The 22,656-nt window shown below is 66.4% G+C and carries 25 protein-coding genes; 13 read left to right on the top strand and 12 right to left on the bottom strand.

Features of this window, described 5'->3' with window-relative positions; translation table 11 throughout:
• Positions 1–48: 48 nt before the first annotated feature.
• A complete protein-coding gene (locus tag ACZ1H8_RS08855) occupies positions 49–360 on the bottom strand; it encodes a hypothetical protein (RefSeq protein WP_465180943.1) in 312 nt (103 codons plus the stop codon).
• 119 nt (positions 361–479) lie between these two features.
• Between ACZ1H8_RS08855 and ACZ1H8_RS08850 the strand changes: the two genes are divergently transcribed.
• On the top strand, positions 480–764 hold the full coding sequence (locus tag ACZ1H8_RS08850) for a hypothetical protein (RefSeq protein ID WP_465180942.1): 285 nt from the start codon (positions 480–482) through the stop codon (positions 762–764).
• Positions 765–1,094: a DUF6445 family protein gene (locus ACZ1H8_RS08845; protein ID WP_465181371.1), complete on the top strand. Its 330-nt coding sequence runs from the start codon at positions 765–767 to the stop codon at positions 1,092–1,094.
• A 26-nt stretch (positions 1,095–1,120) separates the two neighbouring features.
• Here ACZ1H8_RS08845 and ACZ1H8_RS08840 read toward each other — a convergent pair whose 3' ends face one another.
• Positions 1,121–2,350, bottom strand: coding sequence for a UbiH/UbiF/VisC/COQ6 family ubiquinone biosynthesis hydroxylase (locus ACZ1H8_RS08840; protein ID WP_465180941.1), 1,230 nt, complete (start codon positions 2,348–2,350; stop codon positions 1,121–1,123).
• A gap of 114 nt (positions 2,351–2,464) precedes the next feature.
• Between ACZ1H8_RS08840 and ACZ1H8_RS08835 the strand changes: the two genes are divergently transcribed.
• The 4 genes from ACZ1H8_RS08835 to ribA all read left to right on the top strand — a co-directional run bounded on the left by ACZ1H8_RS08835 (position 2,465) and on the right by ribA (position 7,570).
• Positions 2,465–4,798: a DNA translocase FtsK gene (locus ACZ1H8_RS08835; RefSeq protein ID WP_465180940.1), complete on the top strand. Its 2,334-nt coding sequence runs from the start codon at positions 2,465–2,467 to the stop codon at positions 4,796–4,798.
• Between the two features lie 81 nt (positions 4,799–4,879).
• Positions 4,880–5,500, top strand: a complete 621-nt coding sequence (locus ACZ1H8_RS08830) for a LolA family protein (protein ID WP_465181370.1) — start codon at positions 4,880–4,882, stop codon at positions 5,498–5,500.
• Positions 5,501–5,738: 238 nt separating this feature from the next.
• Positions 5,739–6,527 carry an exodeoxyribonuclease III gene (locus ACZ1H8_RS08825; RefSeq protein WP_465180939.1) on the top strand — a complete coding sequence of 263 codons (789 nt, stop codon included), beginning with the start codon at positions 5,739–5,741 and terminating at the stop codon, positions 6,525–6,527.
• Entirely contained in the window at positions 6,524–7,570 is a 1,047-nt protein-coding gene (gene ribA / locus ACZ1H8_RS08820) for a GTP cyclohydrolase II (protein ID WP_465180938.1), read from the top strand. Before ACZ1H8_RS08825 ends, ribA begins: the two co-directional genes overlap by 4 nt.
• A 24-nt stretch (positions 7,571–7,594) precedes the next feature.
• Here the strand turns inward: ribA and ACZ1H8_RS08815 are convergent, their stop codons facing one another.
• Both ACZ1H8_RS08815 and ACZ1H8_RS08810 read right to left on the bottom strand, forming a co-directional pair.
• Positions 7,595–8,257, bottom strand: a complete 663-nt coding sequence (locus tag ACZ1H8_RS08815) for an HAD family hydrolase (RefSeq protein WP_465180937.1) — start codon at positions 8,255–8,257, stop codon at positions 7,595–7,597.
• Complete coding sequence (locus tag ACZ1H8_RS08810; protein WP_465180936.1) at positions 8,254–8,922, bottom strand: YggS family pyridoxal phosphate-dependent enzyme; 669 nt, start codon at positions 8,920–8,922, stop codon at positions 8,254–8,256. The genes ACZ1H8_RS08815 and ACZ1H8_RS08810 overlap by 4 nt, the downstream gene beginning before the upstream one ends.
• A gap of 22 nt (positions 8,923–8,944) precedes the next feature.
• On the opposite strand from ACZ1H8_RS08810, the gene ACZ1H8_RS08805 reads away from it, so the two are divergent.
• Positions 8,945–9,451, top strand: coding sequence for a thiamine phosphate synthase (locus ACZ1H8_RS08805; protein WP_465180935.1), 507 nt, complete (start codon positions 8,945–8,947; stop codon positions 9,449–9,451).
• Here the strand turns inward: ACZ1H8_RS08805 and ACZ1H8_RS08800 are convergent.
• A complete protein-coding gene (locus tag ACZ1H8_RS08800; RefSeq protein ID WP_465180934.1) occupies positions 9,448–10,134 on the bottom strand; it encodes a hypothetical protein in 687 nt (228 codons plus the stop codon). The genes ACZ1H8_RS08805 and ACZ1H8_RS08800 overlap by 4 nt on opposite strands.
• Before the next feature lie 209 nt (positions 10,135–10,343).
• Here ACZ1H8_RS08800 and ACZ1H8_RS08795 point away from each other — a divergent pair, with 209 nt between their 5' ends.
• From ACZ1H8_RS08795 to holA, 4 genes are read left to right on the top strand one after another with little or no spacing between them, the layout of a single operon-like run.
• The gene (locus tag ACZ1H8_RS08795; protein WP_465180933.1) at positions 10,344–10,775 is read left to right on the top strand and encodes a DUF3576 domain-containing protein; all 432 of its coding nucleotides are present in this window, start codon (positions 10,344–10,346) and stop codon (positions 10,773–10,775) included.
• Positions 10,776–10,796: 21 nt separating this feature from the next.
• The gene (leuS, locus tag ACZ1H8_RS08790; RefSeq protein WP_465180932.1) at positions 10,797–13,334 is read left to right on the top strand and encodes a leucine--tRNA ligase; all 2,538 of its coding nucleotides are present in this window, start codon (positions 10,797–10,799) and stop codon (positions 13,332–13,334) included.
• Positions 13,331–13,825 carry an LPS assembly lipoprotein LptE gene (gene lptE, locus ACZ1H8_RS08785; RefSeq protein WP_465180931.1) on the top strand — a complete coding sequence of 165 codons (495 nt, stop codon included), beginning with the start codon at positions 13,331–13,333 and terminating at the stop codon, positions 13,823–13,825. Before leuS ends, lptE begins: the two co-directional genes overlap by 4 nt.
• Positions 13,822–14,844, top strand: coding sequence for a DNA polymerase III subunit delta (gene holA / locus ACZ1H8_RS08780; protein ID WP_465180930.1), 1,023 nt, complete (start codon positions 13,822–13,824; stop codon positions 14,842–14,844). The genes lptE and holA overlap by 4 nt, the downstream gene beginning before the upstream one ends.
• 24 nt (positions 14,845–14,868) lie before the next feature.
• On the opposite strand, the gene ACZ1H8_RS08775 is transcribed toward holA, so the two are convergent.
• The 6 genes from ACZ1H8_RS08775 to ACZ1H8_RS08750 form a co-directional block, all read right to left on the bottom strand.
• A complete protein-coding gene (locus tag ACZ1H8_RS08775; RefSeq protein WP_465180929.1) occupies positions 14,869–15,768 on the bottom strand; it encodes a ParB/RepB/Spo0J family partition protein in 900 nt (299 codons plus the stop codon).
• Positions 15,765–16,547, bottom strand: coding sequence for a ParA family protein (locus ACZ1H8_RS08770; protein WP_465180928.1), 783 nt, complete (start codon positions 16,545–16,547; stop codon positions 15,765–15,767). Before ACZ1H8_RS08770 ends, ACZ1H8_RS08775 begins: the two co-directional genes overlap by 4 nt.
• Positions 16,544–17,167, bottom strand: a complete 624-nt coding sequence (gene rsmG, locus ACZ1H8_RS08765; RefSeq protein ID WP_465180927.1) for a 16S rRNA (guanine(527)-N(7))-methyltransferase RsmG — start codon at positions 17,165–17,167, stop codon at positions 16,544–16,546. The genes ACZ1H8_RS08770 and rsmG overlap by 4 nt, the downstream gene beginning before the upstream one ends.
• Positions 17,164–19,005, bottom strand: coding sequence for a tRNA uridine-5-carboxymethylaminomethyl(34) synthesis enzyme MnmG (gene mnmG / locus ACZ1H8_RS08760; protein WP_465180926.1), 1,842 nt, complete (start codon positions 19,003–19,005; stop codon positions 17,164–17,166). The genes rsmG and mnmG overlap by 4 nt, the downstream gene beginning before the upstream one ends.
• A 95-nt stretch (positions 19,006–19,100) precedes the next feature.
• Positions 19,101–20,381: a tRNA uridine-5-carboxymethylaminomethyl(34) synthesis GTPase MnmE gene (mnmE, locus tag ACZ1H8_RS08755; protein ID WP_465180925.1), complete on the bottom strand. Its 1,281-nt coding sequence runs from the start codon at positions 20,379–20,381 to the stop codon at positions 19,101–19,103.
• Positions 20,381–20,611: a DUF6489 family protein gene (locus ACZ1H8_RS08750; protein WP_465180924.1), complete on the bottom strand. Its 231-nt coding sequence runs from the start codon at positions 20,609–20,611 to the stop codon at positions 20,381–20,383. The genes mnmE and ACZ1H8_RS08750 overlap by 1 nt, the downstream gene beginning before the upstream one ends.
• A gap of 60 nt (positions 20,612–20,671) precedes the next feature.
• Between ACZ1H8_RS08750 and ACZ1H8_RS08745 the strand changes: the two genes are divergently transcribed.
• Both ACZ1H8_RS08745 and ACZ1H8_RS08740 read left to right on the top strand, forming a co-directional pair.
• Positions 20,672–21,124 carry a methylated-DNA--[protein]-cysteine S-methyltransferase gene (locus ACZ1H8_RS08745; protein ID WP_465180923.1) on the top strand — a complete coding sequence of 151 codons (453 nt, stop codon included), beginning with the start codon at positions 20,672–20,674 and terminating at the stop codon, positions 21,122–21,124.
• The gene (locus ACZ1H8_RS08740; RefSeq protein WP_465180922.1) at positions 21,121–21,831 is read left to right on the top strand and encodes a dienelactone hydrolase family protein; all 711 of its coding nucleotides are present in this window, start codon (positions 21,121–21,123) and stop codon (positions 21,829–21,831) included. Before ACZ1H8_RS08745 ends, ACZ1H8_RS08740 begins: the two co-directional genes overlap by 4 nt.
• Before the next feature lie 20 nt (positions 21,832–21,851).
• Here ACZ1H8_RS08740 and ACZ1H8_RS08735 read toward each other — a convergent pair whose 3' ends face one another.
• Positions 21,852–22,568 carry a YjbE family putative metal transport protein gene (locus ACZ1H8_RS08735; protein ID WP_465180921.1) on the bottom strand — a complete coding sequence of 239 codons (717 nt, stop codon included), beginning with the start codon at positions 22,566–22,568 and terminating at the stop codon, positions 21,852–21,854.
• Between the last annotated feature and the right edge of the window lie 88 nt (positions 22,569–22,656).

Below are 22,656 nucleotides of genomic sequence, written 5' to 3'. Positions count from 1 at the left end.
ATCCTGGGGACCCGATCCGCGACGCGGACGGGTCCCGATTTTTCATCCTCAGCGATCGCCCTGCCCGTCCCGCCAGCGACGCACCGCCTCGCTTACCGCATCGCCCAGCGACGCGGTCAGGTTGCGCCCCTTCCAGGGCGAATTGCTCTCGCGCACGATCGGCGCGCTATAGTGGATGTCGTGGCTCAGCCGGTCGAGATAGCTGCGTCCCTCGGCCCGGAATTGCGCACGCTCCGCGCCGTCGAGCGCGATCAGGACCGAATAGTCGATGAAGCTGTGGCTGCAATGCGCGTCGAGATAAAGCGTGTCGCCCTCCTCGAGCAGGAACCAGCGATAGGGCTCGTGATCCAGAACCTTCATTCTCTCACCCTCCGCGCCGATTCCTTACGGGCGGCTGCCGAGAAGTCGATGCCGCCAGTGCCCCCGGACCTCAATGGTTAAGATTTTGACCATCGCCATGCCGCTGTTAGGCAGAGTCTATGGCGCCATCGCTGATCATCATCGACGACTTCCTGTCGGACCCGCACGGCTTTCGCCAGAAAGCGCTAGACCTCGACTATGATCCCGGATTCAAGGGCGGCAATTATCCCGGGCTCATTTCGACCGCGCCGCTACCGATCACGGGGTTGGACGGCGAGGCAAGCAAGCGCGCGGGCTTCGCACTGCAGGCGGCCCCTGGCACGACGCACCAGCATTGTCGCCTGACGCTGAAAGGCGACAAGGGCGCGAGCGGTGTTCATGTCGATCCGTGCGCCTATTCGTGAATCCTCTATCTCAGCCTGCCCGAACAGTGTCGCGGCGGCACCGACTTCTTCCGTCACCGCCCGACCGGACTGGAGCGAATTCCCCAGACGGCGGTCGAACTCGCCGCCAGCGGCTATTCGGACGTCAATCGGCTGATCGAGGAAGTCGTCAACCGCGACACGCTGAAGCCAGCGCGCTGGGAACGGACGATGACGGTCCCGATGCGGTTCAACCGGCTGATCCTGTTCAGCCCCTGGATGTTCCACAACTCCGCGGCCGGCTTCGGCGACCGGCCGGAAAACGGACGGCTGGTCCATCTGATGTTCTTCGCCGCCGCCGCCTCGGGGTGAATCGGCCCGAGCGCGACGAGCGCGGTTCAGACCTTCAGGCCCTGGAGCAGTTTCGGGACGTCGCCGCTCTCGCCGCGTGCCTCCGCCATGAAGGCGCGCTTGAGCGGGGGGATCCGGTCGACCGCCGACAGGCCAAGGCGGCGGACCTTCGACACCGTCCGTCCGGGGATGCCGAACAGCCGGGTCAGCCCGTCGGTCGCCGCAGCGACCATGAAGGTATCGAGCCCGCGCCAGCGCTGATAGCGAGCGAGCAGTTGCGGATCGCCCAGGTCCATGCCCAGCCGCTTGCCGTCCACCAGCACCTCGACCAGCGTCGCGACGTCGCGGAAACCGACATTGACCCCCTGCCCCGCGATCGGATGGATGCCGTGCGCGGCGTCACCGACCAGCGCGAGCCGGTCCGAGGTGATCCAGGCAGCGTGATGAAAACCGAGCGGATGGCTGAAGCGCGACCCCAGCCGGCTGAGCGTCCCGAGGAAACCGCCCATCCGCTTTTCCGCTTCGTGCAGATAGGCGCGGTCGGACAGCGCCAGCATGCCCGGAGCGTGCGCCGCATTCACCGTCCAGACGATCGCCGAGCGATGTCCATGCTCGTCGTCGAGCAGCGGCAGGATCGCGAACGGGCCGTCGGGATAGAAGATCTCGTAGGCGATATTCTCGTGGCTGCGCTCGTGATGGAGCGAGATCACCATCGCGGCGTGATCGTAGCTCCAGCGCGCGACCTTGAGCCCCGCCGTTTCGCGCGTCGGCGAGTTGCGCCCCTCCGCCGCGATCAGCAGCGATGCGGTCACCGTCGCGCCCGAATCGAGCTGCGCGGTAACGCCGTGCGGGCCGCGATCGACCGAGAGCGCACGGGTCTTCATCCGAACATCGGCCAGCGGTGCCGCCTGCGCCGCCTCGAGCAGGGCGCGGCGCAGCGCGCGGTTCTCGAACATGTGCCCCAGCGCGCCGTCATCGGCATCGGGTTCGAAATCGAGCTTCCCGGGCTCCAGCCCGTCGGACACGCGAATTCCCTCGATCGGGCAGCCCAGCCCGGTCAGCCGGTCGGCGACTCCGATCGCCTCGAACATGCGATAGGGCGCGCTGGCGATCGCCGAGGCGCGGCCGTCGAACGACGCCGCCAGGATCGTCTCGGGATCCGCCGGATCGACGACGATCGATGACAGGCCGTGCGCGTCCAGCGCAGTCGCAAGCGCGCTGCCGACCAGCCCGCCGCCGAGGATGAGGACGTCTGCCCGATCTCTTGCGCGTTCCATGGTCCCAGCCCGTAGCGCGCGATGCCCGGCCTGCCAATGCACGGCTTGACGTCGGACTCCCGCCAAGCGATGATTTCCGGGCACCCCCTGAAATTTTTAGCCGGAGGCTGGACCATGGCGTCCCGCGCACCTGCGCCGCACTGGCGCGACACGATGAAGGCCGGCGTTCGCCGCAGCGGCGCGCTGATCGGCGGCATTGCCCTGTTCCTCGGGGTGATGGCGCTGATTCTCGCGCTGATCAGCTATCATGCCCAGGATCCGTCGCTGAACACGGCGGCGGCCGGCCCGGCGCGCAACCTGATCGGCGGCGGCGGTGCCTGGGCGGCGGATATCCTGTTCTCGGTGCTCGGCGCTCCGGTCTGGTTGTTGATGCCGATCGGCCTGGTCGCGGTGAACCGGCTGCTGCAGGATCGGCCGCTGGCCGGCATGGGCGCGATGCTGCGCTGGGGTGCGTTCGGCGCGCTGTTGTTCGCGATCAGCCTGGCGTTCGTGCCGATCGATTCGACCTTGCCCGCCGGGCGCGCCGGGCTGATCGGGCTGATGGTGGCCAAGGCGATTCGCGCGTTGCTGGCGCTGACCGGCGATCCCGTGATCGCAACCTGGGCCGGGCGGGTGATCGCCGCGATCCTGGGGATATCGGGATTGTGGATCTGGTGGCGCGCGCTGGATTTCCGGCTGCCCGATCCGCGCAGCTGGGCGATTCCGCAGCTGCCGTTCAAGGCGCCGCGCCCGGCGCGGGATGCGCTGGACGACGGGCTGGATGACGAGGACGATTTCGCCGCACCGCCCCTGCGCGGTGGCGACGACGAACCGCGCCCGGCCCCGCGCAAGGTCGCGATGCCCGAAACGCGGCCCGGTCCGGTCATCGCCGACCGCACGGTCGCGCCGCGACCGGCCAGCGGTAAGCCGCCGACCCAGACCAGCCTCGATTTCAAGGACAGCTATGCCCTGCCCCCGCTCGACCTGCTGAAGCCGGCGGCTCCGGGCAGCGGCAATGTCGTCGACAAGGCGGCGCTGGAGCGCAATGCCCGGCTGCTGGAAAGCGTGCTCGACGATTTCCATGTGAAGGGCCAGATCGTCGAGGTTCGCCCCGGCCCCGTCGTGACGATGTACGAACTCGAGCCGGCGAGCGGCATCAAGGCCAGCCGCGTCATCCAGCTGGCCGACGACATCGCGCGCAACATGTCGGCGATCTCGGCGCGCGTCGCGACGATCCCGGGCCGCACCGTGATCGGCATCGAGCTTCCCAACGCAAAGCGCGAATCGGTCAACCTCCACGAGTTGATCGGCAGCCAGAGCTTCGAGGACCAGGGCGCGACGCTGCCGCTGGTGCTGGGCAAGAACATCTCGGGCGATCCGATCATCGCCGACCTGGCGCCGATGCCGCACCTCCTGGTCGCCGGCACCACCGGCTCGGGCAAGTCGGTCGGGCTGAACTGCATGATCCTGTCGCTGCTCTACCGGCTGACGCCGGACCAGTGCCGGATGATCATGATCGATCCCAAGATGCTGGAACTCAGCATGTACAAGGGAATCCCCCACCTGCTGGCCGAGGTGGTGACCGATCCGCCCAAGGCGGTCCGCGCGTTGAAATGGGCGGTCGAGCAGATGGAGGACCGCTACCGGATGATGGCGTCGGTCAATGTCCGCAGCCTTGCCAGCTTCAACGACAAGGTGCGCCAGGCCAAGGCCAAGGGACAGAAGCTCGGCCGCAAGGTCCAGGTCGGCTATGACGAGAATGGCCGCCCGATCCACGAGGAGGAGACGCTCGATCTGCAGCCGCTGCCGCAGATCGTGATCATCGTCGACGAGCTTGCCGACCTGATGATGACCGCCGGCAAGGAAGTCGAATTCCTGATCCAGCGGCTAGCGCAGAAGGCGCGTGCCGCCGGCATCCACCTGATCATGGCGACGCAGCGCCCCTCGGTCGACGTGATCACCGGCGTCATCAAGGCGAACCTGCCGACGCGGATCAGCTTCCATGTGACGTCGAAGATCGATTCGCGCACGATCCTGGGCGAACAGGGTGCCGAGCAGCTGCTGGGCAAGGGCGACATGCTCTACATGCCCGGCGGCAAGCAGCTGGCGCGCGTCCACGGACCGTTCGTCAGCGACGAGGAAGTCCAGGCGGTCTCCGACTTCTGGCGCAGCCAGGGCGAGCCCGATTACATCACCGCTGTTACCGAGGAGCCCGAGGATGGCGGCTTCGCGCTGGAGGGCGGCCCCGACGGCGAGGACACGCCGGAGGAGCAATCCTATCGCCGCGCGGTCCAGCTGGTCGCCGAAAGCCAGAAGGCATCGACCTCATGGCTGCAGCGCCAGCTGCGCGTCGGCTACAACACCGCCGCCCGCCTGATCGAGCGGATGGAGCGCGAGGGCCATGTGTCCCGGCCCGACCATGTCGGCCGCCGAGAGGTGCTGATGGATACCGACGGACGGCCGCTCTAGGGATCGATTCGCGCCGGTTGAGGGTTCACGGCGTATTCAAGCCGCGCCTGCCATGCGCGATATCCACGCTATTCGGAGAATATTGTGTACCGACTGCCGACGCTCCTGACTCTCGCGCTCGCGACGCCTGCCCTGGTGGCGGCCGCGCCGCAGCAGAATGATCTCGCGCAGGTCCAGAGTCACCTCCAGGCGGTTTCCAGCATGACCGCCAATTTCAGCCAGACCGATCGCGCCGGAAAGACGCTGAACGGTACGATGACGCTGAAGCGCCCGGGCAAAATCCGCTTCCAGTATGAAAAGGGCGTGCCGCAGCTGATCGTCGCCGACGGCAGCTCGTTCTATTTCATCGATTATCAGGTTCGCCAGGTCGAGCGCTGGCCGATCGGCAACTCGCCGCTGGCGGTCCTGCTCAACCCGAAGCGGGATATCACCCAGTTCGCCAAGCTGGTCCCGACCGGCGATTCGCGCGTCGTGTCGGTCGAGGTGCGCTATCCCAAGCATCCCGAATATGGCCGGATCACCATGATCTTCCAGCGCAGTGCGGGGTCGCCCGGCGGGCTGATGCTCCAGGGTTGGGTCGCGCTGGACAGCCAGAACAATCGCACCACGATCCGCCTGTCGAATCAGCGGTTCAACGCAGCAATTGCCGACGGAACGTTCCGTTGGAACGACCCGCGGAGGTCGAGCGGTCCGCGCCGCTGAATCCGTTCATCTAGCGTGCAGGTTACTCAGACTAGAAGCTGTCTTGCGGATGTGGGGCGTACCCGGGATTTTTCCCCCTGTTGCCTGGGATACCCACCTCCCGCCTGCGTGACGAACGCCAGGTCGGCCCTCGCTCCAATGCCCCCGGAGCGGGGGCCTTTCCGTTGTGGCACCCGTGTGGATCGTGATCGCGAGTGGCGGGCTGGAATCGCCCCGTGAACGCGCTACATGCGACGCAATGACGACGACGATCGCTTCGTGGAACATCAATTCGGTGCGGTTTCGCATCGATATCGTCCAGCAATTCCTGCGCGAGGAATCGCCCGACATCCTGTGCCTGCAGGAAACCAAGGTGATCGACGGCGACTTCCCCGCCGCCCCGTTTCGTGCGCTGGGCTATGACCATGTCATCATCCACGGCCAGCGGATGCACCACGGCGTCGCGATCATCAGCCGTGTGCCGATCGTCGAGGACGATCGACTCGACTGGCAGGCAAATGGCGAAGCCCGCCATGTCGGCGTGCGACTGCCCAATGGGGTTCGCCTGGAAAATGTCTATGTCCCCGCCGGCGGCGACGTTCCTGACCGCGAGGTGAATCCGAAATTCGGCCAGAAGCTCGACTTCATCCAGCGGATGACCGACTGGTCCGCAGCGCTCGACGTGCCGACGATCCTGACGGGCGACTTCAACATCGCGCCGCTGGAATGCGATGTGTGGAGCCACAAGCAGCTGATCGACGTGGTCAGCCATACGCCGATCGAGATCGAGGCGCTTGCCCGGATGCAGGCGGCACATGGCTGGATCGACCTCGGGCGCCGCTTCATTCCCGCTCCGGAGCGCTGCTTCACCTGGTGGAGCTACCGGGCGAAGGACTGGGAGGCATCCGATCGCGGCCGGCGGCTCGACCATATGTGGGCCAGCCCGGCAATCGCCGATACCGCCCGCGCGCACCGCGTGTGCGAGCCGTGCCGAAGCTGGCTCAAGCCGTCCGATCATGTCCCGATCGTCACCGAGTTCGACTTTTGAGCGATCCGCGCGCTGCCGCCCGAGCCATCGACGCGCTGCGGCGCGGCTGGCCGGTCGCGATCGAAGGTGTGGCGCTGCTCGCGGTGGAGACCGCGGACGGCGAACGACTGGCTGCGTTCGATCCTGACGCCAAGGCGCCGTTACTGCTGTCGGCCGGTCGGGCCTGGACGCTCAAGCTCGCCAACCAGCGCGACGCGGCGGTGCCCGACAATCCTGTGCTGATCGACCGGTCTCCGTGGCTCGACTTCGACACCGCGACCGCACTCGCCGATCCGCAGCTCGACCTCGCCACCCCGCTGAAGGGGCCATTTCGCGCGATCGAGCTGGACTGGCCAGAGGTCGCGGGTGCCGCACTGCGCCTTGCCCGCATCGCCGGCGTGCTACCCGCATTCTTCGCGCGCGCCGCTGCTGACGAACCCGCAATCACGATTGCCGACATCGACGCGCATGAGGATGCCGACCGGCTGAGGATCGTCGCTCGCGCACGGCTGCCCGTCGCCGGCGCCGAGGACAGCGAGATCGTCGCCTTCCGCACCGATGAGATGCCGGGCGAGCATGTCGCGCTGATCATCGGTCAGCCCGATGGCAATGCGCCGCTGGTCCGGCTGCACAGCGAGTGTCTGACCGGCGACATGCTGGGCAGCCTGAAATGCGATTGCGGGCCGCAACTCCACGCCGCGGTGCAAGCGATCGAGGCCAGCGGCTGGGGCATCCTGCTCTATCTGCGCCAGGAAGGGCGCGGCATCGGCCTGATCAACAAGCTGCGCGCCTATGCGCTGCAGGATCAGGGGTTCGATACGGTCGACGCTAATGTCCGGCTGGGCTTTGCAGTCGATGCGCGCAATTTCCGGGTGGCGGCGCGGATGCTGACCCTGCTGGGCCAGCCGGCGATCCGGCTGCTCACCAACAATCCGGACAAGGTCGCCGCGCTGGAGGGCGCGGGCGTTTCGGTGACCGAGCGGGTACCACACAAGCTGCCGCCCAACCCGCACAATGCGCGCTATCTCGACACCAAGCGCGACCGGACCGGCCACCAGCTCTGACGCGGGTGGCGCGCGTTTTGCGCTTCAGGCGATCAGCCGCGCGACCTCGTCGAAATCACTCGCAATCTCGGTCACGCCCAGCGCGCGCAGCCGGTCGGCATGACCCAGCGCGCAGTGGCGTCCGGCGCACAGACCGATGACATGCGCGCCGGAGGCGACCGCACCGGTCACGCCCACTGGCGAATCCTCCAGGATCACGCTGCGCTCGATATCGATCCCGATCGCCCGGGCGGCGTGGAGATAGATGTCCGGCGCCGGCTTGCCGCGCGTGACATGTTCCTTGCCCGAGAAGATTCGCCCCTCGAACAGGTCGCCAATCCCCATATGGTTCAGGTGGGTCTGGATCCAGTGCGTGCTGCTCGACGAGGCGATCGCCCGCGGCAGATCGGCCGGCAGCGAACGCACGAACTCGATCGCGCCGGCGACGGCTTCCAGCCCTTCTTCGAGGACCCGGTTATTCTCGACCTCGCGCTCGGCGTGGAAGTCGTCCGGCACGGTGCGCCCGATCCAGCGCTCGATCGCGCCGATGAAATCGGCGCCAGACAGACCCATGAAATTGGCGATCGAATCCTCGGCGCTGGTCGGGTGCCCGATGCGCGTCAGATACTCGGCGATCTGGATGTTGCCGGCATATTCGCTTTCGAGGAGGACGCCATCGAAGTCGAAGATGATCCCCTGATACTTCATCCGCGTGCCCCGAACAGCGCGCTGCCGATGCGAACATGAGTTGCGCCGAGCCAGATGCCCGCCTCGTAATCGCCCGACATGCCCATGCTGAGCCCGGTCAGGCCGTTGTCGCGGGCCAGCTTGGCCAGCAGCGCGAACCAGGGTGCGGGTTCCAGATCCTGCGGCGGCACGCACATCAGGCCCGCGACCGGCAAATCGGCCGAACGCGCCTCGGCCAGAAGCGCCGGAAGATCGCCGATGGCACAGCCGCCCTTCTGCTCCTCCTCGCCAATATTGACCTGGATGAAGCAATCGGGGCGCTTGCCGGCCTTGTCCATCGCGCGGGCAAGCGCGCCAATCAGCGACCTGCGATCGACCGAATGGATCGCATCGAACAGCGCGACGGCTTCCTCGGCCTTGTTCGACTGAAGCTGTCCGACCAGGTGAAGGCGAAGATCCTGCGTCTCGTCACGCAGTACCGGCCATTTGGCGGCAGCCTCCTGCACGCGATTCTCGCCGAAGACCCGCTGGCCGGCGGCGATCAGCGGGCGGATCGCCTCGACCGGATGGGTCTTCGAAATCGCTATCAGTTCGATCGCGGCAGGCTCGCGGCCCGCGGTCCTGGCGGCGCGGGCAATCTTCTCGCGAAGATCGGCGAGGCGGGTCTTGGCATCGTCGGATGGCATGGGCGACGCTATAGGAGGGGGGATGCGCCGCCGCCACCCCTCCCTGCCCGCAATCTGGCTGATGACCGATCCGCGCATGGGCGATGCCTTATGGACAGCGCTCGAGCGATTGCCGCGCGGCAGCGGCGTCGTCTTTCGCCATTATGGGCTTCCCGCGCGACAGGATCTGTACCACCGCGTCGCGAAGATCGCGCGCCGTCGCGGGCTGTTGCTGGTCGCTGCCGATCTCCCTGGGAGCCGCCATGTGCATAACGGGCGTCATCGCGAGCCGGGCATCCGCACTGCCGCGGCACATTCGCGGCGCGAGGCGATTCAGGTGATCCGCGCGGGCGCCAACCTGCTGTTCGTCTCGCCGGTCTTCGCAACGCGTTCGCACCCGGGCGCGCGAACGCTTGGCCGGGTGCGGTTCGGTTTGCTGGTGCGCGGCCTGAAGGTCCCGGTCATCGCGCTGGGCGGAATGACTGCCGCGCGCATGCGGGGGCTTCCCGGCGCGCGCGGTTGGGCAGCGATCGATGCCTGGTCGGGTTAGAAGCGGAATGCCGTCCCGACATAGACCGCCTGGCTGTCGCGGCGGTTGTCGGTCAGGTTCGGGTCGATCCGCTCGCGCTCGCTCTTGTAGCGAACACCGGCGGTCACATCGAGGTTGCGGGTCAGCGAGTAGCTGCCGCCGACATCGAGCGAATAATTGGGCTGATCGCCGGTGATCGCGGGCGCATCGATGAGCGGACGATCGACACTGGCGATCATGCTCTTGGTGCTACGCTTGCCGGTATCGACGATACCCAGATCATTGCGGTCACGGCCGACCGGCTGCGTCACCGCAACCGGATTGATCCGTGCGACATCGGTCGAGATCGCGAACTTCTTCCAGCCGACCGAGGTGCCGAGATTATAGGCAATCGGGGCGACGCTGACCGACGGCGTGATTACCGTGGCGCGATCGACGACGGCATTGGCGCGGCTGGCGGTCGCGCGAACCGCGACCAGAACCGAGCGATTGCCGGTGCTGCGCGCATCCGACGGCGTGAAGCGGAAGCCGGTGTCGGGCATGCCGCTCTTCGACAGGACGGCGGCCAGCTTCGGATCGGCGGCTGCCGGCGTGAAAATACCGATGCGAATCGGATCGCGGTTGGCGGGTGCCGCCATCGCCCGATTCTCGCTGGCCTGGAGCGCGGGCGTGACGAAGATCGCGGCAGCGGCAAGCGCTCCCACACCAATCCCCGTCAAGACTCGTCCGACTCGCATTTTCATCCCCTGTCAGATGGCAACTTCTACCCCGGAACAAAAGACTGGTTCCAGTCCCCCGACCATTTTCCGAGTCAGGTGTTGCCGTGGGTCCACAGATTCCTGCCGCCTTGCTCCCGCCACATCAGCCTCTATAGATGCTCGCCTTGCCTTTTTCTGCCTTTAGGATGTTGTCGATGAACCGCCTGTTGCGCTGCGCGATCCTCGGGTCGCTCATCCTTCCCCTCGTTGCGTGCGGCGGCCGGGAGCGGCCCAAGACCGATCTCGCTGCATCCAAGGTGACCACGATCGGGGTGAACGCCTATCTGTGGCGCGCATCGCTCGACACGATCAGCTTCATGCCGCTGCTCCAGACCGATTCCAATGGCGGCGTCATCGTCACCGACTGGTACGTCAATCCGAACGTGCCGACCGAGCGAGTCAAGATCACCATCACGATCCTCGACCAGGATCTGCGCGCCGACGCGCTTCGCGTCGCGTCGCTGCGCGAAGTGAACCGCAACGGCCAGTGGGTCTCCGCACCGGTTCAGGCCGCTACCGTCCAGAAGCTCGAGGACATCATCCTCACCCGCGCCCGCGATCTTCGCCGCGCGGCGCTCGTCGATTAACCCAGACAGGAAGCCTATCCTATGGCGTCGCGCTTCAACGCGCTGAAGGCGGACGCGGCGTGGCAAAAGGTGTGGGACGAGTCCCGCACCTTTTGCGCGCGTGACGATTCGCCCAAGCCCAAATCCTATGTGCTCGAGATGTTTCCCTATCCGTCGGGACGCATCCACATGGGTCATGTCCGCAACTACACCATGGGCGACGTCCTCGCCCGGTTCCGGCGGATGCAGGGCATGGAAGTGCTCCACCCGATGGGATGGGACGCGTTCGGCATGCCGGCCGAGAATGCGGCGATGGAGAAGAAGGTCCATCCCGGCGCCTGGACGCGCGAGAATATCGCGACGATGAAGGCGCAGCTGAAGCGGCTCGGCTTCGCGCTCGACTGGAGCCGCGAGCTCGCCACCTGCGAACCCGATTATTACGGCCATGAGCAGGCGCTGTTCCTCGACCTGCTCAAGGCGGGGCTGGTCTATCGCAAGGAATCGGCGGTCAACTGGGATCCGGTCGACATGACCGTGCTCGCCAACGAGCAGGTGATCGACGGACGCGGCTGGCGTTCGGGCGCGCTGATCGAGCGGCGCAAGCTGAGCCAGTGGTTCCTCAAGATCACCCAGTTCGCCGACGAGCTGCTGGAGGGCGTCCAGGCGCTCGAACATTGGCCCGACAAGGTCAAGCTGATGCAGGAAAACTGGATCGGCAAGTCGGAAGGGCTGAAGTTCCACTTCGCGCTGGATTCGGACGCCGGCGGCGCCGACCAGGTCGAGGTCTTCACCACCCGCCCTGACACGATCTTCGGGTCGAGCTTCGTCGCGATCGCAGCGGATCATCCGATCGCGCAGCGCCTGGCGGCGGACAGTGAAGACGTGGCGGCGTTCGTCGAACAGTGCAAGCTCGGCGGCACCACCGCGGCCGAGCTCGAGACTCAGGAGAAGCTGGGCTGGGACACCGGCCTTCGCGCCACGCATCCCTTTGATTCAGAATGGAAATTGCCGGTCTACATCGCCAATTTCGTATTGATGGATTATGGCACTGGCGCGGTGTTCGGCGTGCCGGCGCACGACCAGCGCGATTTCGAGTTCGCGACCAAATATGCGCTGCCGATTCGTCGCGTGGTCTCGGACGGCGACAGGACCGATCCGGCCTTCCACGAGGACGAGGCCTATACCGGCCCGGGCACGTTGGTGAACTCGCACTTCCTCGACGGGATGGACGTGGCCGACGCCAAGCGCGCGGTGATCGTCCGTGCCGAGGAAGGCGGCTGGGGCACCGGCACGACCGTATGGCGCCTGCGCGACTGGGGCGTTAGCCGCCAGCGTTACTGGGGCACGCCGATCCCGGTGATCCACTGCGAAAGCTGCGGCGTGGTCCCCGCCCCGCGCGACAGCCTGCCGATCGTGCTGCCCGAGGATGTCAGCTTCGACATTCCCGGCAATCCGCTCGACCGTCATCCGACCTGGCGCGATGTCGACTGCCCCAGCTGTGGCGGCCCCGGTCGCCGCGAGACCGATACGCTCGACACGTTCGTCGACAGCTCCTGGTATTTCATCCGCTTCGCCAGCCAGCCGGACGACAAGCCGTTCGACAAGAGCGTGGCCGAGCAGTGGCTGCCGGTCGGCCAATATATCGGTGGGGTCGAGCATGCGATCCTCCACCTGCTCTACGCCCGTTTCTGGACCCGCGCGCTGCGTCATATGGGCAAGCTCGACGTGGCGGAGCCGTTCGCCGGCCTCTTCACCCAGGGCATGGTGACGCACGAGACTTATTATCGCGGCGAGGGTACCGAGCGGGTCTGGTACAATCCCGAGGATCTGGACATCGCCGGCAACGGCGCGACGCTGAAGGCCGATGGCGCCCCCGTCGATATCGGCCGCATCGAGAAGATGTCCAAGTCGAAGAAGAACACGGTCGATCCGACCGGCATCGTCGACCAATATGGCGCCGACGCCGTGCGCTGGTTCATGCTGTCGGACTCACCGCCCGAGCGCGACCTGGAATGGACCGAGAACGGCATCGAGGGTGCCTGGCGCTTCGTCCAGCGCCTGTGGCGTCTGTTCGATCAGCTGGCCGAGCAGAAGGATGCCGCCGGCGATGATCTCGCGCTCGACAAGAAGCTGCACCGGACGATCGCCGGCGTGGCCGAGGATGTCGAGGCGCTTGCCTTCAACAAGGCAGTTGCGAAGCTGTATGAGCTGACCGGGGCGATCGAGAAGGCTTCGCCGTCCGCGTCGCGGACGACGGCAATCCGCACCCTGGCACGAATCGTCGCGCCGATGGTTCCCCATCTTGCCGAGGAAGCCTGGGCGCTGATGGGGAATGACGGCCTGATCGCCGACGCCCCCTGGCCCGAGGTCGATCCGGCACTGCTGGTCGACGACGAGGTCACGATTGCCGTGCAAGTGAATGGCAAGCTGCGCGATACGCTGGTACTGGCAAAGGGTGCCGCAAAGGACGTCGCCGAGGCCGCAGCGCTGGCTTCCGAGAACGTCCAGCGCATCCTCGAAGGAAAGGCGCCCCGCAAAGTGATCGTCGTCCCCGATCGACTGGTGAACATCGTCGCATGATCCGCGCGGCCGCCCTGCTCGCCCTTTCCGCTGTCGCCCTATCCGGGTGCGGGCTGCGGCCACTGTACGGCGGCGGCGTCGCCGGGCCGGTGCAATCGACGCTCGCCGCGGTTCAGGTCGGCCCGATCGAGGGTGAATCGGGCTGGTTCGTCTCGAACGCGCTGCGCGACCGGCTGCGTGCCGGAGATACGGCAACGCCGCGCTATCGCCTCGACGTCCGTCTCGACGACCAGATCGCCGGCCTTGGCGTCCGCCGCGACGATTCGGTATCGCGCGAACGGCGTACGCTGCGCGCGCGCTATCAGCTGGTCGATCTGTCCAACGGGCAGGTGGTGCTCGACGCGACCGCAGGATCGGACGCAGGAATCGACGTGGTCGGGTCCGAATATGCGACGATCGCAGCGGAACGCTCGGCGCTCGAGCGCCTGTCGCAGATCGTTGCCGATCAGATCGTGGCGCGCGTCGCCCGGTACGCGCAAAGCGGCAAGTGAAGGCAACTGCGCCGCAGATCCGGGCGGCGATGGATGCGCCGAAGCCGGACACGCGCCTCTATCTTTTCCACGGACCCGATGAGGCCGGCGCCGCCGAACTGGCGGCGCGGCTGAGCCGGGCGATGGGACCCGATGTCGAGCGGATCGACATCGATGCCAAGGAACTGCGCAGCAACCCCGGACGCCTGGCGGACGAAGCGGCGTCGATGTCGCTGTTCGGCGGCGCCCGGCTGATCCGGGTGATGGCCGCGGACGAATTCACGGTCGAGGCTTTCTCGCTGCTGTTGAACGCCGATCGCGCGGGCAATCCGGTCGTGGCGATCGGGCCCGGGCTGAAGACCAGCGGCAAGCTGGTGAAGCTGGCCATCGCCAGCGCCGCCGCGATGGCGCATGCCTGTTACGTGCCAGAAGGCGCTGGTGCGGTTCAGCTGGTCCAGATGATCGGGCGCGAGCATGGACTTCGCATTGCCACCGACGTCGCACAGCGCCTCGCCCAGGCGTCGAACGCCGATCGTGCGATACTCAGCCGCGAGATCGAGAAGCTTGCCCTGTATCTGGACGCGGCGCCGGACCGGCCGCGCGATGCCGATGCCCGGGCGCTGGACGACATCGGTGCCGATATCGGCGAGGACGGCATGTTCGGCGCGATCGAGGCGATCGTCGACGGGCGGACGGCGGATATCGGGTCCGAACTGACCGCTGCGAGCGAGGGCATGGGATCGGCGATTCCGCTCCTGCGCAGCCTCGCACGCCGTCTGGTGACGCTGTCGGAACTGCGCGCCGAGGTCGAGGCCGGATCGAGCATCGACGACGTGATCGAGAAGCACCGTATCTTCTTCAAGGAACGCGGATCGACCGCGAGGGCGCTACGCCGCTGGAATGCCGCCCAACTCGCGCGCGCCATCGACCGGACCCGTCAGGCCGAACGGTCGATGATGAGCGGCGGCAGCGCGGGCGAGGTGCTCGCCGAGGCCGAGTGCGTCGCACTGACCCGAGCAGCCGCTCGCTTCCGCAACTAACCCCTGCCCCGCGCTGGCGAGGCGTCAGATTCGCTCGCCGCTCAGTCGCTGACAGACCATGTCGAGCTGATCGAGCGTGGAGTAGTTGAGCACCAAGGTTCCGCCCTTTGCGCCATGCTTGATGCGGATGTTCAGCCCCAGCACGTCGCCCAGCTGTCCCTCCAGCGCGCTGATGTCGGGATCGCGATAGGCCGCCTCGCCCTTGCGCTTGGGCTTGGCGTCGCGGGCGAGCTTCTCCGCCTCGCGGACCGTCAGCCCCTTGTCGGCAATCAGACGCGCCAGCTTTTCCGCGTCGGGGACGCCGATCAGCGCGCGGGCATGGCCCATCTCGATCTCGCCATCGACCAGCAACTGGCGGACGCCTTCAGGCAGGTCGAGCAGCCGCATCAGGTTCGCGACATGGCTGCGCGACTTGTGGACGATCTTGCCCAAAGCTTCCTGGGTGTGGCCGAACTCCTTGATCAGCCGGGCATAACCATCGGCCTCTTCGATCGCGTTCAGGTCCTGACGCTGGATATTCTCGATCAGCGCGATCTCGAGCGTTTCGGAATCGCTCAGATCGCGGACGATCACCGGAACCTCGTGCAGCCGCGCCCGCTGCGCCGCGCGCCAACGGCGCTCGCCGGCGACGATCTGATAGCTGTGACCGTGGGGTCGCACGAAGATCGGCTGGATTACGCCCTTCGACGCGATCGACTTGGCCAGCTCCTCGAGCGCGTCCTCGTCGAAATGACGCCGCGGTTGCAACGGGTCGGGGGCCAGCGAGCTGACTGGCAGCATCCGAATGCCCGAACCCGGCTCGCTGGAGCCATCGACCGGCTCTTCGCGGGTCGTATCCCCCAGCAGGGCGGAAAGGCCCCTGCCCAGCCCCGGACGGGGCTTGCGGGCGGCGGCGGGCGTTGCGGTCGGGTCTTCCTTGGTCATGCGGCCTTCTTGAGCTTGGGCAGACGGTCGATCACCTCGCGGGCGAGCGCGATATAGGCTTCGGATCCGGAGCAGCGATGATCGTAGATCAGCGCGGGAAGCCCGTGGCTGGGCGCCTCGGACAGGCGGACGTTGCGCGGAATCACCGTGTCGAACACCACGCGGCCGAGCACGGCGCGGACATCATCGGAGACCTGGTCCGACAGGCGGTTGCGGCGATCATACATGGTCAGCAGCACACCCAGGATCGACAGGCCGGGATTGAATCGGCTGCGGATCCGCTCGACCGTGTTGAGCAGCTGGCTGAGCCCTTCGAGCGCGAAGAACTCGCACTGGAGCGGGACGAGCAGCGCATGTGCGGCGACCATCGCATTCACCGTCAACAGCCCGAGCGAGGGCGGGCAGTCGATCAGGATGACGTCCCACCGCCCTGGCCCCCGCGCGATCGCGGTGTCGAGGCGGTGCGTACGGGCATCGAACTCGATCAGCTCGATCTCCGCGCCGGACAGGTCCTGGGTCGCAGCGACGATGTCGAGATTGGGTACCTTGGTCGGTCGCGCGACCTGTTCGAGCGTAACGCCGTCCGAAAGAAGCAGGTCGTAACTGGACTGATCCCGCTCCGAGCGACCGACGCCAAGCCCCGTCGACGCGTTACCCTGCGGATCGAGATCGATCAGCAGGACGCGCTTGCCGATCGCAGCGAGCGCCGTCCCGACATTGATGGCGGATGTGGTCTTGCCGACTCCGCCCTTCTGATTGGCGATGGCGATAGCGATCATCTTGGACGAACTCCTCGTGCGACGACGATCCCGGAGTCGTCGGCCGTCAGGCTGCGTTCCACGTGAAACACACCCTGCCATTTCCGGCGGGCATCATCCACCTCCGAGTGGACGTTGCGTCCCTTTGGCAGGATCCACACTGTGGATAAGTCTGTGCAATGAATTGTGGATGAAAAGAGCTTCGACAGCTCCGCGACCGCGCGCGCGGAAACCACTGACGCTGGCGCTGTCGGGTGATAGGTCTCGATCTTGCTGTGAACCACTACCACCTGGGCTTCCAGGCCAAGCGCCGATGCTGTCTCGCGAAGAAACTCCACGCGCTTGCTTCGTGGTTCGACGAGGACTACTCGCCGATCCGTAAGGACCGCGACCACCATTCCCGGTAAGCCCGCCCCTGCCCCAACATCGATCCAGCTGCCCGACCGAGCTTCGGCTGCGCAGGGGATCAACTGGGCAGAGTCGAGGAGATGTCGCTCCCACAGGTGAGGCACCGTGGACGCGGCAATCAGGTTCTGACGCTCGGATTCCTCGACGAGGATTGTCGCGAACTGCGCCAGTCGTGTTTCACGTGCAACACCGAACCGGCCGCTGATCCACTGCCGCGCTTCATCTTCGGTCATGCTGCGACCTTGCGCCGGGCATGAAGCAGAATTGCTGAAAGCGCTGCCGGCGTGATCCCGCGAATACGCGAAGCAGCACCGATCGTTTCGGGCCGTGCCGCGCCAAGCCGCTCGACCATTTCATTCGAAAGTCCTGGGATCGCGTCATAGGCCAGATCACGATCGAGCCGCACCGCATCGTTCGCTCGAAGCTGTGCGACCTCAGCCTCCTGCCGATCGAGATAGGGCGCGTAGCGCTGGTCCTCGATATATTCCGCAAGGAGCGCCTCGTCAGTGGCCGGAATTGGTCCGTCGGTCACATAGCGCAATTCGACGCCGGGGAAACGAAGCCATTCGCGGGCGGAACGTCGCGCACCATCCTGCGCCACGGGTGCGCCGCGGTCCCGCAAGGTGCTGGCGGTAACCGAGGATGAGAAATGCCGGTCCAGCGTGTCGCGCATCTGTCGACGCTCTGTGAGGCGTGTCCGCCGCGCATCACCCAGGCAACCAAGCGCTTCCGCGATCGGTCCAAGCCGGGTTTCGGCATTGTCGGCGCGCAACCGCAGGCGATATTCGGCGCGCGCGGTCAGCATGCGATAAGGCTCGGTCACGCCCTGAAGCACCAGGTCGTCGACCATGACGCCGAGATAGCTTGTTGCCCGATCGAGGATCAACGGCTCGATCTCTAGCGCGTGGGCGGCGGCGTTGATGCCGGCGATCAGGCCCTGCCCCGCCGCTTCCTCATATCCGGTCGTTCCGTTGATCTGGCCTGCGCAGAACAGGCCAACGATCTGCGGCAGCCCCAATGTCGCATCCAGCGCGCGCGGATCGATATGGTCATATTCGACCGCATAGCCCGGCGTGACGATCTCCGTCCGCTCGAGGCCCGCGATCGACTGGACCATCGCGACCTGGATGTCGACCGGCAAGGATGTCGACATGCCGTTCGGATAGATCAGGTTGGTATCCAGTCCCTCGGGCTCCAGAAAAATCTGGTGGCCGTCCCGGTCGCCGAAGCGATGGATCTTGTCCTCGATCGACGGGCAGTAGCGCGGTCCCTGCGCGCCGATCGCGCCGGTGAACAGCGGAGACCGGTCCAGGCCCGATCGGATCGCGTCATGGGTCGCCTCGCTCGTGCGCGTGACGCCACAGTGAAGCTGGGGTAGCACCCGGCGCGTCGACACCGGGGACATTGTCCAGAAATCCGCGTCCGACGGCTGTTCCTCGACACGAGCCCAATCGACGGTGCGTCCGTCGAGACGCGGCGGCGTTCCCGTCTTGAGGCGCGCCATCGGCAGGTCGAGCGATCGCAACTGCTGCGCCATCCGGTGCGACGAGGCTTCGCCGATCCGCCCGCCATCCAGACGCTCCTCGCCGCGATAGATCCGCCCGCCCAGAAACGTACCGGTGGCCAGGACCACGGACCGCGCCTCGATCCTGCTGCCGTCGGCAAGCTCGATGCCCGCCACGGCCGCACCATCGAGGATCAGCGCGGCCGCCTCCCCCTCGATCAGCTCGAGCACGGACTGTGCGGCGATCATCCTTTGAATGGCGGCCGCATAGGCCCGGCGATCCGCCTGGACGCGTGGCCCCTGGACGGCGGTACCCTTGCTCCGGTTGAGCATGCGGTAATGGATCGCAGCGGCGTCCGCGGCGCGAGCGATCAGACCATCGAACGCATCGACTTCGCGAACCAGATGCCCTTTGCCCAGACCGCCAATGGCGGGGTTGCAGGACATGGCGCCGACCTTGTCGAGATCGAAGCTGACCAGCGCCGTGCGCGCGCCACGACGCGCAGCAGCGGCCGCTGCCTCGGTTCCGGCATGGCCGCCGCCGATCACGATCACATCGAAATGCATTTCAGTCCGATACTGGAGCGGACGCGCCGGGTCAAAACCGTTCCACGTGAAACATCGACTTACTGGCCTTGACTAGTGTTCCACGTGGAACAACGCTATTTTCCGATACAGAACCGGCTGAACAAAGCGTCGAGCATCTGTTCGACCCCTGCCCGGCCCGTAACCGCATCAAATGCGCGCAGCGCTGACCGGAACCCCTCCGCGACCAGCAGAAGATCGCGCTCTCTGGAAGCCGCGTTCAATGCATCTGCCGCCGCTTCCGCGAGCTCTCTCTGCCTGCGGTTCAGGACCAGCTGGTCCTCGGGCGGAAGCAACGCCCGTGCACGCTCCGCCATATGCGACCAAAGGACATCGACTCCTTCCCCCGTTGCAGCGGAGACGCCTAGTCGCCCTTCGGGCACCTGGCGTCGCCCATCCTCATCAACGCGCGAGTGGACCGCGATCACCACGTCATGTTGCGGCGCAACATCGTCGCCGAGCCAGAGCAGCATATCGGCACGCGCAATCGCGTCCTCGGCACGCGCGACACCGATGCGCTCGACGACATCGCTTGTCTCGGTCAGCCCCGCCGTATCGATGAGCAGCCAGGCCACGCCATCGCGCACCACCGGCGCCTCGATCCGGTCCCGCGTCGTTCCCGCAATCGGGGATACGATCGCGGCCTCTCGATCGACCAAGGCATTCAGCAGAGTCGATTTTCCGGCATTGGGCGGACCGGCCAGCACCACGCGAATGCCGTCCTTCAGCCGCTCGACCGACGGGCGCCGGGTGACCGCTTCGATCTTCTCCGCCAGCCGCATCGCAGCAGCGCGGATGGCGGGAACCGGATCCGACGTCCCGACGACGTCATCCTCGTCCGAATGGTCGAGCAGTGCCTCGATACCGGCGGCGATCCCCAACGCCTCGCTCGTCCATGCCTCGACCTCGCGACGGACCGCGCCTTCGGCCGAGCGGAGCGCCGCGCGCCGCTGGGATTCGGTCTCCGCCATCAGCAGATCCCCCAGCCCCTCCGCCTCGCTGAGATCGATCCGGCCATGGGTCAGCGCACGGCGGGTGAACTCGCCGGGCTCGGCACTGCGCAGGCCCGGCATGCTCGCAAGTGCCGCTTCAACGGCGCGGACTACCGCCCGCCCGCCGTGAAGATGAAGTTCCGCCAGATCCTCGCCTGTCGCCGAGTTCGGACCGGGGAACAGCAGCACGAGCGCTCGGTCGAGCAGCTCGCCGTCGTGGCGAAGCGCCCGCACTACGGCTCGCCGCGGCTCCGGCAGCGTGCCTGCCAGTGCCCTGACGGCGTCGAACGCCCCCGCCCCGCTGATCCTCATCACTGCGATCGCCGCCGGAGGCTGGCCGGTCGAAACCGCGAAGATCGTCTCCATCAGCTCTTCTTGGTCGCGGTCTCGAACAGGCTGCGCCACATGTTCATGCCGGCTTCGCCCATCGGCGACCAGGCGCGCGTCATCGTCTCCAGCAATTCGGGAGTGATCCCCTTCTCCATCGCGTCGGTCACCATCTGGATATAGCGATCATGCACCGGCGTCAGGTCGGGCAGGCCGATCGCGCGACGGGCTTCCTCGGGCGTGCAATCGACTTCGACGTTGATCTTCATGCTTCTTCTCCGCAGCGCCCATGCTAGACGATTGCCATGGCTTATGCGCGCGACTGGGGCGTGGTGACAACGCCCATCGGCTCGATCCGGATCGACGGCGATGATCGCTATCTCGATCGAATCGCCATCCTGACCGAGCCAGAGCACGCCCGCAGGCCCGACCGTCCGGCACTGCTTGCCGCCGCCGAACAGCTGGAAGCGTTTTTCGAGGGCGCGCTCCGCGATTTCGACCTGGCACTCAAGCCCGCTGCGACGCCCCGTGGATGCGAATTGCGCCAAGGGCTGGTCGATGTCCGTTTCGGGTCGACGATCAGCTATGGCGGGCTTGCACGGGCGCTGAACTCCAGTCCGCGCGCGATCGGCCAACTGTGCGCACGCAATCCGTTCCCGATCGTCGTGCCGTGCCACCGGATCCTCGCAACCGGCGCCATCGGCCACTACAGCGCCGGTGCCGGCGTCCCCACCAAGCAATGGCTGCTCGATCATGAGCGACGCCTTGGAGACCTTCGATGACCAAATTGACCGTGACCACCCTCGACGGCGACGCGAGCTTCGACGCCTATGTCGCCACGCCGGACCAGACACCGCGCGCGGCGATCATCGTGATCCAGGAGATTTTCGGCGTGAACGAGGGGATCCGCCGCAAGTGCGACAGGCTGGCCGCGGAGGGCTATCTGGCGATCGCCCCCGACCTTTTCTGGCGGCTCGAGCCGGGGATCGAGCTGGACCCCGACGTGCCGGATCAGCTGCAGCAGGCCTTCGGCTTCATGAACCGGTTCGATCAGGATCTGGGCATTCAGGACATCGAGGCGACGATTCGTGCCGCGCGGCAGCAACTGGCCGATGCCGGCGTCACCAATGGCAAGGTCGGTGCGGTCGGCTACTGCCTGGGCGGACGGCTCGCCTATATGACCGCGTCGCGCACCGACGTGAATGCCAGCGTCGGCTATTATGCAGTCGGCATCGACGGCCTGCTGGGCGAGCAGCACGCCATTGCCCATCCCCTGCTCCTGCACATCGCCAAGGACGATCATTTCGTCGATGCCGATGCTCAGCAGCGCATGCATGAGGGGCTGGACGACAATCCCAAGGTCACGCTGATCGACTATCCCGGTGTCGATCACGGCTTCGCGACCGAGATGGGCGATCGCCGCAACGATATCGCGGCGGAACAGGCGGACCGGAATACTGCGGACTTCTTCGCCAAGCATCTTGGCTGACGCCATCGCGGGCGCCGGGGTCAGCTGAACAGGCTGAGGATCCCCGGCGTCTCCGCGGTCCCGACGGTCCCCTCATAGATCATGCGCAACGCGACGAGCAGGATCACGCCCAGACCGAGATAGGCGATCCAGCGGTGCCGATCGATGATCCGCGCGATCAGGTTGGCGGCGACACCCATCAGCGCGACCGAAAGCAACAGGCCGACGATCAGGATGCCGGGATGGTCGCGCGCCGCCCCCGCCACCGCCAGGACATTGTCGAGGCTCATCGACACGTCGGCGACTGCCACGGAGGCCGCAGCCGCGGCAAAGCTGCGCGGGGGTGCGATCCCGGAACGCGCCGCGTCGGGACTGCCCCCGATCGATCCGCAGCGCAGTTCGCGCCAGAATTTCCAGCTGACCCACAGCAGCAGCAGTCCGCCGGCAAAGACCAGCCCGACAAAGCCCATCACCCAACTGACGATGAGGGCGAAGGCGATGCGCAGCACCAGCGCCGCGGCAATGCCGATCAGGATGACCTGGCGCCGCTGTTCGGGCGGCAGGCCGGCGGCTAGCGCACCGACGACGATCGCATTGTCGCCTGCCAGCACCAGGTCGATCATCAGCACCTGACCGAAGGCGGCGAGCGCCTGCGGATCGGTCAGATTCGAGAAGTCGGTGACGATCTGCTGCCAGATTTCCGCAAGGGATCCCAGGCCCTGCGTCGCGGACGCGGCTGCGGCAAGCGTCTCGATCATCGATCAAAGCCCCTCATGACATGGTGCGGGCGGCGGCACCGTCCGGCCCCCTGAACGCCAAAGGCGGCACGGGGTTGCCCGCGCCGCC

This window comes from Sphingomonas sp. BL-S-25 (genome assembly GCF_055521555.1).
This window is presented reverse-complemented; position numbering and strand designations above follow the sequence as displayed.